This is a genomic window from Bradyrhizobium sp. 139, from assembly GCF_023074175.1.
Lineage (GTDB): Bacteria > Pseudomonadota > Alphaproteobacteria > Rhizobiales > Xanthobacteraceae > Bradyrhizobium.
This window is the reverse complement of sequence record NZ_JADPKS010000073.1, coordinates 81,876-95,256: the sequence shown is the minus strand read 5'-3', so window position 1 is coordinate 95,256 and position 13,381 is coordinate 81,876. Positions and strand designations below refer to the sequence as shown.

Annotated in this window: 12 protein-coding genes and 1 pseudogene; 5 read left to right on the top strand and 8 right to left on the bottom strand. The window is 64.1% G+C overall.

All coding sequences use genetic code 11. The features are described 5' to 3' along the window. The first annotated feature begins 71 nt into the window (after positions 1 to 71). Complete coding sequence (locus tag IVA80_RS17400) at positions 72 to 1,190, top strand: alpha/beta hydrolase (protein ID WP_247432536.1); 1,119 nt, start codon at positions 72 to 74, stop codon at positions 1,188 to 1,190. Positions 1,191 to 1,200: 10 nt separating this feature from the next. Here the strand turns inward: IVA80_RS17400 and IVA80_RS17395 are convergent, their stop codons facing one another. After that, positions 1,201 to 1,707: a MarR family transcriptional regulator gene (locus IVA80_RS17395; protein WP_247432533.1), complete on the bottom strand. Its 507-nt coding sequence runs from the start codon at positions 1,705 to 1,707 to the stop codon at positions 1,201 to 1,203. Between the two features lie 408 nt (positions 1,708 to 2,115). On the opposite strand from IVA80_RS17395, the gene IVA80_RS17390 reads away from it, so the two are divergent. Continuing rightward, the gene (locus tag IVA80_RS17390) at positions 2,116 to 3,672 is read left to right on the top strand and encodes a porin (RefSeq protein WP_247432530.1); all 1,557 of its coding nucleotides are present in this window, start codon (positions 2,116 to 2,118) and stop codon (positions 3,670 to 3,672) included. Positions 3,673 to 3,940: 268 nt separating this feature from the next. Here the strand turns inward: IVA80_RS17390 and IVA80_RS17385 are convergent, their stop codons facing one another. The 3 genes from IVA80_RS17385 to IVA80_RS17375 all read right to left on the bottom strand — a co-directional run bounded on the left by IVA80_RS17385 (position 3,941) and on the right by IVA80_RS17375 (position 5,845). Continuing rightward, entirely contained in the window at positions 3,941 to 4,432 is a 492-nt protein-coding gene (locus IVA80_RS17385) for a GcrA family cell cycle regulator (RefSeq protein WP_247432527.1), read from the bottom strand. Between the two features lie 73 nt (positions 4,433 to 4,505). After that, positions 4,506 to 4,703, bottom strand: a complete 198-nt coding sequence (locus IVA80_RS17380; RefSeq protein WP_007603456.1) for a hypothetical protein — start codon at positions 4,701 to 4,703, stop codon at positions 4,506 to 4,508. 200 nt (positions 4,704 to 4,903) lie between these two features. Next, positions 4,904 to 5,845 (bottom strand): acetamidase/formamidase family protein, encoded by a 942-nt coding sequence (locus IVA80_RS17375; RefSeq protein WP_247432524.1) that lies wholly within the window; start codon positions 5,843 to 5,845, stop codon positions 4,904 to 4,906. Between the two features lie 232 nt (positions 5,846 to 6,077). On the opposite strand from IVA80_RS17375, the gene IVA80_RS17370 reads away from it, so the two are divergent. Genes IVA80_RS17370 through IVA80_RS17360 form a run of 3 tightly spaced genes read left to right on the top strand, consistent with a single transcriptional unit; the run spans position 6,078 to position 8,825 of the window. Next, positions 6,078 to 6,794: a YdcF family protein gene (locus IVA80_RS17370; protein ID WP_247432521.1), complete on the top strand. Its 717-nt coding sequence runs from the start codon at positions 6,078 to 6,080 to the stop codon at positions 6,792 to 6,794. A gap of 60 nt (positions 6,795 to 6,854) precedes the next feature. Continuing rightward, a complete protein-coding gene (locus tag IVA80_RS17365) occupies positions 6,855 to 7,637 on the top strand; it encodes a DUF169 domain-containing protein (RefSeq protein ID WP_247432518.1) in 783 nt (260 codons plus the stop codon). A gap of 9 nt (positions 7,638 to 7,646) precedes the next feature. Then, positions 7,647 to 8,825, top strand: coding sequence for a saccharopine dehydrogenase NADP-binding domain-containing protein (locus IVA80_RS17360; protein WP_247432515.1), 1,179 nt, complete (start codon positions 7,647 to 7,649; stop codon positions 8,823 to 8,825). Positions 8,826 to 8,935: 110 nt separating this feature from the next. On the opposite strand, the pseudogene IVA80_RS17355 reads toward IVA80_RS17360, so the two are convergent. From IVA80_RS17355 to IVA80_RS17340, 4 genes and pseudogenes are all read right to left on the bottom strand, one after another. Then, positions 8,936 to 9,070, bottom strand: a pseudogene (locus IVA80_RS17355) (monooxygenase); the annotation flags it as partial. A gap of 13 nt (positions 9,071 to 9,083) precedes the next feature. Beyond that, positions 9,084 to 10,334, bottom strand: a complete 1,251-nt coding sequence (locus IVA80_RS17350; RefSeq protein ID WP_247432509.1) for an O-antigen ligase family protein — start codon at positions 10,332 to 10,334, stop codon at positions 9,084 to 9,086. 164 nt (positions 10,335 to 10,498) lie between these two features. Then, on the bottom strand, positions 10,499 to 12,046 hold the full coding sequence (locus IVA80_RS17345) for an undecaprenyl-phosphate glucose phosphotransferase (RefSeq protein ID WP_247432506.1): 1,548 nt from the start codon (positions 12,044 to 12,046) through the stop codon (positions 10,499 to 10,501). 116 nt (positions 12,047 to 12,162) lie between these two features. After that, the gene (locus IVA80_RS17340) at positions 12,163 to 13,296 is read right to left on the bottom strand and encodes a glycosyltransferase family 4 protein (protein WP_247432503.1); all 1,134 of its coding nucleotides are present in this window, start codon (positions 13,294 to 13,296) and stop codon (positions 12,163 to 12,165) included. Positions 13,297 to 13,381 lie beyond the last annotated feature (85 nt).

Genomic DNA, 13,381 nt, shown 5'->3' with positions numbered 1-13,381 from the left:
ACGGCAGCTTGGTCGTCGAACCAAAATAGTTTACTCGATGAGGGGTAACGCCATCATAAAGCGTAGCTCCGATGATACCCGCATGCCTCTCCGACGACTGGACTCTCTGCCCGGAGAGAGAGGACATCTCCGCTGAATTCACGCGGCTCCTCACCGCGGCCCAGGAGGGCGGTGCCACGATCGCGGAATGCCTGATGATCGCGCGGCAACTCAAGCGCGGCGACGAGCAGTCCTGGCACCGCGAGTGGAAGAGGCTTGCGCAGGCCAACCGGCAGCGTGCCGAGGCGGCGTTCGCGGAGGGCCACATGGCGACCGCGCAGCGCAACTGGCTGCGGGCGATGAACTACTACGGCGCGGCCGCGATGCCGCTGGACCAGGCCGACGAACGCCGCTGGGTCGCAGTGCTGGCGATGCAGGAATGCGCGCGGCGCTTCCTCGCAGCGCGCAGTCCGGCCGGCGAGGTCGTCACGATTTCCTGGGCCGACGACGGACACGCTTTGCAGGGCTACTTCCTGCCTGCGCCCCTGGCGAACAAGCGGGCTCCGACCGTGATCTGCATCGGCGAGCCCGGACACCGCAAGGAAGAATTCCTGTTCAAGCTCGCGCCGCATGCGCGCGAACGCGGATTGTCGATGCTCGCGCTGGACCTGCTCGGCGACCAGCGCGACGATTATACCGACACGCTGTTGCAGCGCCGCGACCTCGAGAGCTCAATTGCCAGCGTCATGGATTATCTGGAGACGCGCGGCGATGTCGATTTCGATCGCGTCGCCATCCTGGCCGACGGATGGGGCTCTTCCTTCGTCGCACGCGCGGTGTTGCAGGAGCCGAGGCTCGCCGCGGCCGTTTGCGACGGCGGTCTGTGGGACCTGCACGAACGATCCTTCTTCGCCAGCCGCTTTGCGATGAGCGACCTCAGCATCGTCCCGGTGCCGCATGCACCGCTGATGGCCTCCAGCGCCGACTGTCCGGTGCTGATCACGCTGGGCGAGGATGGCTGGCTCAAGGCCGACCGGGCGCGCCAGATCGTGCAGAAGTCGCGGTTCGGCAGCTCCGATATCGTGCTGAAGGTGTTCACCGCGGCGGAGACCGGCGCGGCGCAGGCTCATGCGGACAATCCGAGCCTCGCCAACGAATACATCTTCGACTGGCTGGAATCGCGGCTTGGCGCCGCCGGCCGGCGGATCTGAGCGCGGCCACTCAGTAGTCGAGGGAGATCCTGACGCAGGCTTTTTCGAGCCGGGTCTTCAGTGTCGCGAGCTTGGTGGTGAATTCGGTCAGCTCGTTCTCGTCGAACTCCTGGAAGACGAATTCGCGAATCGACTTGTACTGCTCGTTGAGGCTTGCGATGTGCTTCTGCGTCTTCTCGACCAGCGACAGCCGCACCACGCGGGCGTCGGTCTGCGAGGGCCGCCGGCGCAGCAGGCCCTTCTTCTCCAGCAGCTTGGACTGGGTGGTGACGAAGGACGGATCGACGTGGAGCAGCTTGGAGACCATGTTGACAGGCACGCCGTCGTCCTTGTCGAGGTCGGAGATCGCCATCAGGATCAGCCATTGCGGACCGCTGATGCCCAGCGTTCTCGCCCAGAACTGACGCAGCTCCTCCAGATACATGTTGATCGACGATATCTCCCAGGTGAAACGCCTGATGATATCCAGATTGCCGGTGGGGCGGAGGCGCGCCCCTTCTTTCCTCGTCGCTGACACAGCGTCACTCCGTGATCTGAATTCTTTCCAGCCGGTGTCTTGCAAGGCCATAGTCCACGCAAGCCTGCCCTGACGCAAGTGCAGAGCAGGGTAATTTCGTCACTAAAACTACAAAGATGATCAACTCAGCATATTGCCTCACTTCGCAGTGTTGCGCGTGGGGCACAGGTTTAGTGAAAGAATAAAGCTTACCAAATAAACTATTTTGATTAGTGGAACAGCGCAGGCATATTGACCGTGACGGTGGGGGGTACTCGATCGTCCCGTTGCAGGTGGTTCGCTCACGTCCCTCGCGTTTCAAGCGGGGTGTGTCCGAAAGCGCGAAGCGGCCGAGCGGATTTGAAGAGACGGGGATCTGGGGGGCCTCACGGTCCGGTCTCCGCAAAATGAGCAACTTGGAGGTTTTAAATGAAAATGGTGAAGAGCCTTTTGCTCGGCACTGCGGCGGGTCTGATCGCCGTCGGTGGAGCCCAGGCGGCCGATCTTCCGGTCAAGGCCAAGGCGGTCGAGTACGTGAAGATCTGCACGCTCTACGGGGCGGGTTTCTACTACATCCCGGGCAGCGACACCTGCATCAAGCTGGGTGGCTACCTGCGTGCCGAAGTGGCGCTCAATGCCGGCGGCAACTACAGCGCCCAGTACAACAACGTCTTCGCGGCGAACAACCGCCTGACCAATTACTACTCGATGCGCGCTCGTGAAGATCTCAACATCGACACGCGCACCGCGACCGAGTACGGCGTTGTCCGCACCTATTTCGATGCGGTCTTCACCTGGACGACCGGCAACTATGTCGGCGCCGGCAGTGGCACGGGTGCTACCCAGTACAGCGGTACGCTTGGCCTGAACGCAGCCGGCACCGGCCTGATAGGTTCGAGCGGCGGCGCCGTCAACGGCACCGACGGCGGCCTCTCGGGCGGTTCGCTCGGCGTCTATTACGCCTTTATCCAGTTCGCCGGCTTCACGATGGGTAAGGCGGTGTCGCAGTTCGACGCGCCCTGGATCAACTATCCCGGCAACAACTTCGACCAGCTGGTCGGCGGCAGCGGCACCACCAATGGCGTTGCCCAGTTCACCTACACGGCCGATTTCGGCCAGGGCGTGACGGCCGCGTTCTCGGCGCAGGATCAGACCCAGGTCTTCCAGACCAACATCTGGAACACCGCGGCCATGACCACCGCCAGCGTCCTCGGCGGTGCCTACGGCTCGAACGACCTCGGTGGCACGCGGTCTCCCGACCTCGTCGGCATGGTCCGCGTCGACCAGGCCTGGGGCCTGTTCCAGGCGTCGGTTGCTGCGCACGACAACCATGTCGCCTACTACGGCGCGAGCGAAGCCACGGGTCACCCCGAGGACAAGTGGGGCTGGGCCGTTCAGCTGGCGCTGGGCATCAAGAACATCCCGACCGGCGCAGGCGACGTGATCAACATCTCGGGCGTCTACACCGAGGGCGCGAGCCGCTACAACTTCCAGGAGCTGGCCGCGACCAGTTATTCGATGTTCGGCAGCTCCAGCGGCGCGTATCAGAGCCTCGGCTTCGCCGGCGTGTCTGACGCGGTGTTCGGTCCCGGCGGCAGTCTCGAGCTGACCAAGACCTACGGCTTCCGTGGCGCCTACACCCACAACTGGAGCCCGTATTGGAACACGGCGCTCTACGGTGCGTGGGCTGCGGTCAACTACAGCGGCACGGCCAAGTCCATGATCTGCGGCAGCGCCGCCTTCGCGACCCTGACCGGCACCTGCAACCCGGACTTCAACATCGGCCAGATCGGTGTCATCACTCGCTGGACTCCGGTCAAGAACCTGACCTTCTCGGCTGACTTCACTTACAGCCATCTCGACCAGAAGTACTCGGGCGTGATCACGACCCCGGCGCTCACGAGCGTTGCCAAGCCTGCGGCAACCTATGAGCTGAAGGACCAGGACACCTACAGCCTGCTGCTGCGCGCCCAGCGCAACTGGTAAGCTTAAGGCCATACCGATCTGATAGAGCCCCGGCGGGATACCGCCGGGGCTTTTTTATGAAAGTTGCTTTCGGAAAATCCGGTAGCCCGTGCAGACGACGAAGACGAGCTATGCGATTCGATCGCCTCAAATTTATTTACTTACCTTAGTTGATCAGCTATCTTGCTTCTTAGCCGGTTACGAAAGTCACGGCTCTTAGCTTCACGCTAAGCCTCCAGAAACCTCCGGTGATGCCCCGCCGGAGGTTTTTCGTTTTGGGATTTCTCCTTCAGCCGCGCATCACACGGGCGCGCGAGTTCGGCCGGTAGGCAAGGCGGCTGTGGCCGGCGCAGTAGGACTGGCCGTCGGGCGCGGTATTGCCGCAGAAGCAGAAGTCGTCTGCACCCGGCGTCGAGATCGGCCAGCGGCAGCAGTTCTCGGAAAGCTCCAGCAGTGAGCAGCGATTGGCGTCGTCGATCGGCCCGGCGACGACCGGCGCGTCGGTCTCGCCATAGATCGTGGCCAGCATCTCATATTGCAGCCGCGGCACCGCCCTCGGCGCGCGTCGGGGCCCGAAGCTCCTGTCCTGAACCTTGCGGTCGTCGACGGACCAGCCGCGCGTAAGGTTCAGCCGGGACAGCTTGCCGATCACGGCGTTGCGGCTGACGCCGATGTCCGCAGCGATCTCGCGGCAGGACAGGCCGGCCTCGAAATGCTGCTTCAGAAGTGCGATTCGTTCGTCGGTCCAGGTCTGTGAAGAAGTTGGTGAGAGAACAGGCATTTGTGACGGTCCCAGGTTGCAGATGTCGGCCATCCGCCTCTCGAGATCCATCCGCTTCGCGTTCAGCGCGCGCTCACGTCCTGCCGTTGTCGCGGATCGACAAAAGTCCGTCCTTGATGGCGAGACGGATGCCTTCCTCGATCAGTGTGCGTGCGACGCCGGGAACGCTGGTGCCGTGGGTGCCCTGTCTCACCAGCTTTTCCAGATAGGTGATGGTCGAGAGCGCCAAGGTTACGGGAATGCGGTCAGTCTCGGCTTTTTCGGTGGCCATGGCCCGAACGCTAGCCTCTTACTCGGGTACATAAAAGTAACGATTAAGACTCTATTTAAGTTCGAGGGCAGAAGTCAAATGCAGGTTGAGATGATCGCTCAGCCTGTTGGAATCGTAGAAGAATTAGACGCGGTACCGCGCGCCGCGCGGCTTACCGGGCGGCGGCGTGGCGTCAACAGGTCAGGGAAGGCCCGGCCGGCTCAGCCGTGCACGATCGCCTTTTCGATCATGCAATGGACGCCCTTGCAGCCGTTGACGGTCTGCGTCACCCGCAGATCGGCCGCCAGGCTACACAGCGTGTAGGCGTCCTCGCGCGACAGGTTTCGGGTTTCGCCGAGCAGGACAATCATGTCGCGCAGCGCGCGCACCACGCACTGGTCGAGATCGGGGTCCATGGCCATGGTCATGTAATGCGTCGCCGTCTCGGCACGCGGATAGTCGAACCGCAGGTCCTTGCGCAGCGTCAGGCGGAAGCGGCCCTGGAGCGCGGTCTCGATCGCGGTGACGCAGACCTCGCCGTCGCCCTGCACGCCATGGCCGTCGCCGCAGGAGAACAGCGCGCCCGGGACGAACACGGGCAGATACAGCGTCGCACCGGCGCCAAGTTCCTTGTTGTCGAGATTGCCGCCCATTGCGCGCGGAACGAGCGAGGAGATGCGGCCCCAGGCCGGCGGCGGCGAGACGCCCATCACGCCGAAGAACGGCTTGAGCGGAAGATCGAGGCCCCAAGGCATGCGGCCGACCATCCGCGACCGGTCCAGCGGGATGTTGAGGATGCGCGTCTCGTGGAAATCGTCGGGCAGCGTGCCCGACAGCGGCTTGATCATGTTCCAGCCCCAATCCTGCCGGAGCTGGACGTCGAGGATCTCGACCGCGAGCACGTCGCCAGGCTCGGCGCCCTCGACCGCGATCGGGCCGGTGAGAATGTGGCCGGGCAGCATGCGCTCGTTTTTGGCATGAACCTCGGCCATCTCCGGCGGAATGTGAAACTTGTCGCGGTCGGGCAGCATGTCCGGCCCGCCGCTGATGGTGTCGACCGTCACCTCGTCGCCGCTTTGGATGGTGAGGACGGGCTCGAGCGCGGCTTCGAAGAAGCCCCAATGGCAGGTCTCTGGGCTGGAATGCAGGTGGTGATGGGTCATTTGCCGCGTCCAATCAGTTTCATCAGAACTCGTCATGAGAACCTGTTATGCCCGGGCTTGACCGGGCGATCGATCCTCTTTCAAGAAGATTTCTGAAGATGGACCGGCCGGTCAAGCCCGGTACGATCATTCCAGCGAGGCTCCCCTGTATTTCGTTCTGTCCAAGACCCTCGGCATCGCGCTGCTGCCGGTCAATCTCCTGGTCGAGCTCGGAATCCTGTCGCTGCTGCTGATGGCAACGCGCTTTGCCGCGCTCGGCCGCAAGCTCGCCGTGACAACGCTGGTCCTGCTGGCGCTGGCCGCTTTCTCGCCACTCGGTAATCTTCTGCTGTATCCGCTGGAATCGCGCTTTCCGGCGTGGGACCCGTCGCGGGGCGCGCCCGACGGCATCATCGTGCTCGGCGGCTCGATCGACACCGATCTGTCGGCGGCGCATCGCACGCCGGTGGTCTCGCACGCGGCCGATCGCATGCTGGCGCCGGCCGAGCTCGCGCGCCGCTATCCGAATGCGCGCATCGTCTTCACCGGCGGTACGGCGAACCTGGTCTCGACCGAGGCGAGGGAGGCCGACTACTCCGCGCCGATCCTGGAAAGCCTGGGCATATCGAAGGAGCGCCTGATCCTCGAGCGCGACTCCCGCAACACCTGGGAGAACGCGATCTTCACCAAGCAGCTGGTGGCGCCGAAGCCGGGCCAACGCTGGCTCCTGGTCACGTCGGCTTTCCACATGCCACGCTCGATGGGGATTTTTCGCAAGGCCGGATTCGATGTCGAAGCCTATCCGGTGGATTGGCGGATGGGCGGGCGCGACGAGCTCTTCGCCTTCACCCGCAACGGGGCGGATGGTCTCGGCAAGACCGACGTCGCCGTGCGCGAATGGATCGGCCTTTTGGCGTACCGCATCATGGGGCGGACCGGCGAGTTGCTTCCGGGGCCGGGCAAGGACTAAAACGAGAGCCGCAAAACAAGAACACAGCACCGGCGCGCGACCGCCGGCCGGGAGGACGCCATGCAACAGCAGAGTGCAGACAGCATCGATCTTGCCGGCCTCGCCGCCGATCTCAACAGCCTGCTGCGGCTGAAGACGACGGTGATCGGCATGAAGCTGTTCGCGCGTGCCGCCGACATGGAGGCGGTCCCGAAAATCCGGCGGCCGAACGCGGTCCATACCACCGACCAGATCGTCAGCATGGCCGCACGTCTGGGCTGGACGGTCGGCATCACCGCCGACGATCTTGTCGGTGCGCAGTGCCGCGCGGTGATCGGGCTTGCGCCGCAGGACGAAAAATGGCTCGCCGGCGAAAACTATGTCGGGGTCTGGCACGGCACCGCCGAGGACGCGCGCAAACGCCAGGAGGCGCTGGACGTGGTTCCATTCGGGCAGTATCAGGCGCTTGCGGTCAGTCCGCTGGCGAGCGGACGGCTCGATCCGCCCGACATCTGCCTCGTCTATGCAACGCCGGGGCAGATGATCATCCTGATCAACGGGCTGCAATATACCGGCTACAAGAAGTTCGAATGGGGCGTCGTCGGTGAAACCGCCTGCGCCGATTCCTGGGGGCGGGCGCTCAAGACCGGGGAGCCCAGCCTGTCCTTGCCATGCTATGCCGAACGGCGCTATGGCGGCGTGCCGGACGAGGAGATGCTGATGGCCTTGAAGCCCTCGCATCTCGCCAAGGCTATTGTGGGCATGAAGGCGCTGGCCAAGAACGGCCTGCGCTATCCGATTCCGCCCTATGGCATTCAAAGCGACGTCCGCGCCGGCATGGGCGTGAGTTACGCGAAGAAGTAAAGGCCGACCATGAGCTCTGCGAAATTCGACATCGTCGTCTATGGCGCGACCGGTTTCACCGGCAAACTCGTCGCCGAATATCTGGCGGTGCATTACAAGGGCGACAAGACGCTGAAATGGGCCATGGCCGGCCGTAGCCTCGGCAAGCTGAAAGCTGCCCGCGATGCGATCGGTGCGCCCGGGAACACGCCGCTGATCGTCGCGGATGCGTCGGACGCGGACTCGCTGAAGGCGATGGCGGAGCAGACCATGTCGGTGATCACCACCGTCGGCCCGTATCAGCTCTATGGCGAGGAACTGCTCGCGGCCTGCGCGGCAACGGGCACGGATTATTTCGATCTCTGCGGCGAGCCGATCTGGATGCGGCAGATGATCGACAAGTACGAGGCGGAAGCCAGGGCGAGCGGTGCGCGTATCGTGTTTTCGTGCGGCTACGATTCCGTGCCGTTCGAGCTCGGCACGTTCTTCGTCCAGGAAGAGGCCAAGGGTGTATTCGGTGCGCCGGCTTTGCGCGTGAAGGGGCGTGTGCGCGACATGCGCGGCACGCTCTCAGGCGGCACCGCCGCGAGTGCGAAGGCGACCTTCGATGCGGTGGCCAAGGATCTCAGCCTTGTCGCCATCCTCAACGATCACTTTGCGCTGACGCCCGGGTTCACCGGCCCGAAGCAGCCGAAAGGCAACAAAACGGTCTTTGAGGAGGACCTGCAATCCTGGGCCGCGCCGTTCATGATGGCGCTGATCAACACGCGCAATGTTCACCGCTCCAACATGCTGATGGGATTCCCTTACGGCCGCGAGTTCGTCTACGACGAGATGGTTTTGACCGGCGCGGGCGAGAAGGGCGAGGCCAATGCGAAGCGCGTGATGGCGGTGAATGCCGAGAAGACCGGCCCGAACGCGCCGAAGCCCGGCGAGGGGCCTTCGAAGGAGGAGCGCGAGAACGGCCTGTTCGACCTGCTTTATGTCGCGATCGCACCCGACGGTCGCCAGGTCCGCGCCGGCGTCACCGGCGACCGCGATCCCGGCTACGGTTCGACCTCGAAGATGATCTCCGAATGCGCGATCTGCATGCTGCGTGATGTGACGGACGTGCCGGCCGGGTTCTGGACCCCGGGCGCGGCGATGCAGCACAAGCTGATCAGGCGGTTGCAGGAGCATGCGGGGCTGACGTTTAAGGTGGAAAGCTAGCAGTTGTCGTAGGGTGGGCAAAGCGAAGCGTGCCCACCACTTGCGAAGCGAAGTTCGCAGAGATGGTGGGCACGGCGCTTTGCGCCTTTGCCCACCCTACGGCAGTTGAGTTACACCGCCCGCGCGTCATACGCGTACATGAACTCCATGCCCTTCGATCCCAGCGGCGACAGCCATTTCATCATCTGATTGCGGATCCATGCGCCGGCGGCGCTGAATTCGCGCTTGCTGTTGCCGTTTCGGCGCAAGCGGCCGCTCTCAAGCTGAGGAAGCTTCGTCCGCAGCCTTGTAGATTTGCGCGGCCGCGATCATGCCCCACATCGCGCCCAGCATCATCCAGAAGTGACGCCAGTGGTCGGTGTCGATCACAAAGCTTTCGCCGACGGTGCCGACAAAAGCGGAGAAGATCGCCAGATAAGCGCGCTGCCAGGGCACACGAATGAAGATGTGCCGAAAGCCCATGATGAGAGTGGTGAAGACCAGCGCAGGATAGCACACGCCGGAGAGCCAGCCGCCGGACATGAAGGCATTGAGGTAGGAGTTGTGGGTGTCCTCGGGAAAGAATCGGTGGAATTGCAGCGGGCCGATCCCGAACGGAAGGTCGAGCGCCATCTCCGCGCCGAGGATGTGGCGGCCGAATCGGCCGAAGCGGCCTTCGTCGTAGCTCTGGTCGAAGCTCGCGCGCTGCTTGAACATCTCGGCGATGGGGTCGAACGACAGCAGCACGGCGATCAGCGCGAGGCCCAGCACCGCTGCGACGATCGACATGATGATGATGCGCGAGCGTTGCGCGTTGGTGCGGCTGGTCAGCACCATCAGCGCCAGCATGAAGGCGGAGGTCAGCACCAGCCCGCCCCAGGCGGCGCGAGAGAAGGCGAGCAGGATCGCCAGCGACATGATGCCGAAGGCGATGACGTTGCGGAGCGCCGTGCCGAGCTTGTCGGAGACCACGCTCTGGAGCGCGAACAGCGCCGGAAGGATCAGGAAGGCGCCGAGCACGTTCGGGTCCTTGAACGTGCCGCGCGCGCGTCCGTAGAGTGTGAGCAGGTCGTCTCCGCCGGGAACCAGATGGAAGTAGCCGGCGACCGCCGACAGCGAGGCGACCATCGCGCCGACCACGAGGCCGCGGCGGAGCATGTCGAGCCGGGCCGCGGTGTCTTCCGAGATGACCATCGCGAAGAACACGACGGTGACCGCCATGTACCAGGAGGTCGCAATCCAGCTCGCCACCTCGGGCTGTTCGAAGAGCGGGACCGCGCTGATCGTGTAGCCGACATTGAGCAGGACCAGGATCAGAATCAGCGGCATCAGCACGAGCCGCAGGCGCAGGCCGGTGGCGAAGAAGGTGATGGCGGCCAGCAGCGTCACGATCTCGTAGGGGCTCGGCTCAATGAAGACGATGGCGCCGGAGGCGCCGACCAGCCACACCAGCGCGCGCTGGATGGCCAGCACGCCGGGTGCAGCGCGAACCGCTGCATTCATCTCCCCGGCTGTCGCCGCATACGCCATCACATGCTCACTCGTACGCCCAACACACCGCTGTCATCGCCCGGCTTGACCGGGCGATCCAGTACTCCGAGTCAGCGAGGCTCTATGGCGGCGCCGCGGCGTACTGGATGACCCGCCCCAGTGCGCAACTGCGCACAAGGCGGGGCATGACGGAGAAACTCAACTCAATACGCGTTCTCGTTCTTGGTCAGCAGCGAGATCGGCGTCTTCAGGAGAATGACGAGGTCGAACAGCACCGACCAGTTCTCGATGTAGTAGAGGTCGAATTCGACGCGCTTCTGGATCTTCTCTTGATTGTCGATCTCGCCGCGCCAGCCGTTGATCTGGGCCCAGCCGGTGATGCCGGGCTTGACGCGGTGACGGGCGAAATAGCCGTCGACGGCTTCGTCGAACAGGCGGCTCTGGAGCTTGCCCTGCACGGCGTGCGGACGCGGGCCGACCAGGGAGAGGTTGCCGGAGAATACCACGTTGAAGAGCTGCGGCAGCTCGTCGAGGCTGGTCTTGCGGATGAAGCGGCCGACGCGGGTGACGCGCGGATCGTTCTTGGTCACGACCTTGGAGGCGGTCGGGTCGGCCTGATGGTGGTACATCGAGCGGAATTTGTAGACATCGATGCGCTCGTTGTTGAAGCCGAAGCGCTTTTGGCGGAACAGCACCGGGCCGGGGCTGTCGAACTTCACCGCCAGCGCCACCAGTCCCATCACCGGCAGGGCTGCGAGCAGCGCAAGGCCGCCGACGAGGCGATCGAACAGCCATTTCATCACCAGGTCCCAGTCGGTGATCGGCGCCTCGAACACGTCCAGCGTCGGCACCTCGCCGAGATAGGAATACGAGCGGGGACGGAAACGCAGCTTGTTGGTGTGCGCGGAGAGGCGGATGTCGACCGGCAGCACCCAGAGCTTCTTCAGCATCTCCAGGATGCGCGTCTCCGCCGAAATCGGCAGCGCGAACAGCACGAGATCGACGCGCGTGCGGCGGGCGAATTCGACGATGTCGTCGATCTTGCCGAGCTTGCGCGCGCCGGCGCAGGTGTCGAGCGCACGACTGTCGTTGCGGTCGTCGAACACGCCGAGCACGTGGATGTCGGAATCTTCCTGAGCCTTCAGCGCTTCGACGAGCTGCTCGCCGTTGCTGTCGGAACCGACGATGATGGTGCGGCGGTCGAGCCGGCCCTGGCGTGCCCAGGCGCGCACCAGCGAGCGCAGCACCAGACGTTGGGAGATGAGCGCGGCGAGCCCGAGGAAGTAGAAGGCCGCGAGCCACAGCCGCGACATTTCGCTGCCGAACTTGGCGAAGAAGGAGACGCCGATGAACAGCAGGAAGACGAACGACCAGGACGAGATCATCCGCGTCATCTGCCGGAGCTGCCCGCGGAACAGTTGCACCTGATAGATGTCGGCGGCCTGGAAGCAGACCACGGCGGCGACCGCAACGGCGACGATCTGCGCAGGATAAACCCAGCTGAAGCCGGCAAGCGGCACGACGTAGCCGACATAGAGCGCGATCCCGACGAGGCTCAGCAGCGCGAAGTCGGCCGCGCGTGCGATGCCGGTGATGACGATCGGCGAATAGGCGCGGGCGACCTTCTGGTTGACGACTTCGAGCGCGGCTGGCGTCAGGCGGCGGCGACGCTCCACAAAGGGTTGGTCGGCCGGTCTGGCCGCGGCGCTTGTCGCGGCATCGAGCATCGAGCGTGCGTTCAGCGGTTCCACGGGCGTCCACGTCCATTCCAAATACCCGCAGTGCAGCATTGTGCCCCGGGCGAGAATCCCCTGGCGCTTCGATTATCGGACAAATCGGAAGATTCTCTAAAGCGGCCTTAAGATGGTTAATGATTGGCAAATGCGTCGCGATAACCCGCGAGCACGCCGTCAACCATGGCCTGCTGGGAAAAATGTGCGGAGATGCGCTCGCGCAGGGAGGATGCGCATTGCGCGGTCCCATTCGGATCGTCGAGCGCGGCCGCGATCGCTTCTGACATGGCCTCGGCGTTGCTCGCGGCAAACAGCGACGGACTCTCACGCCCGAAAATCTCGGGGATGCCGCCGACGCGGGCCGCGATCATGGGAATGCCGGCCGCGCCGGCCTCGATCACGACATAGGGCATGGAATCGCCGCGCGAGGGCACGACCAGCAGCCGCCCCTTCGAGAAGCCGTGGCGCGCCTTGACGTGGCCGATGAAGCGGATGGCACTGGAGAGGCCGAGCTTCTCGACCTGCGCCTTCAGCGCCGCGGTCTCCTCGCCGTCGCCGCCGAGCGTGAGCGTGACCTTCTTGCCGCCCTCGTGCAGGAGCGCCACGGCATCGACCAGCAAATCCGCGCCCTTGATGTGCCTGAATTCGCCGACATAAGCGAGATCGGTGGCGTCATCGGCGATGATAACAGGCTCGAATTCTTCCGGCGTCACGCCATTGAAGACGCAATGCACCACGCCTTTGGGCGTCCCGACGATGCGTTGATAGGTGTCGCGGGCAAACGCGCTCTCGAACAGGAACAGGTCCGTCGCGTCCATCAGCGTGCGTTCGAGCCGCGCGTAAAACTCGCCCTTGAGGGTGTTGAGGGGATAGTGCAGCGAGCCCCCATGCGGGGTGTAGATGCGGATGGTGTCGTCGGATCGTCGGCGCATGCGGACGAAGGCGCCGGCCTTGGCCCCGTGGCCGTGCACGACGTCGGGTTTGAGCCCGCCGATCAGGCGTCGCATCCGCAGCCATACCAGGAGGTCGTCCGGCGACGGTTCGCGGCGGATCGCCAGCCGGTGCACGCCGAGCTTCAGCCGCGGTGCGAGCTCGCCCAGCGCCTTGTCCGCGCGCTCGCCGCCGGTGAGACTGTCGGCGAGAATCCCGACGTGGTGGCCGCGATCGACCTGGCCGTTGGCGAGATCGAGGATGTGCCGGATGATGCCGCCGACGGGAGCGCGCACGGCGTGCAGGATGCGGAGCGGCCGGTCGGGAGAGGGGGGCATGATCAGAACCAGCGCTCGATGGCGAATGCTCGAACAGTCTTCGAAATATCGAGATGGAGTAAGAGCCCTCGTGGTTAACAAACGG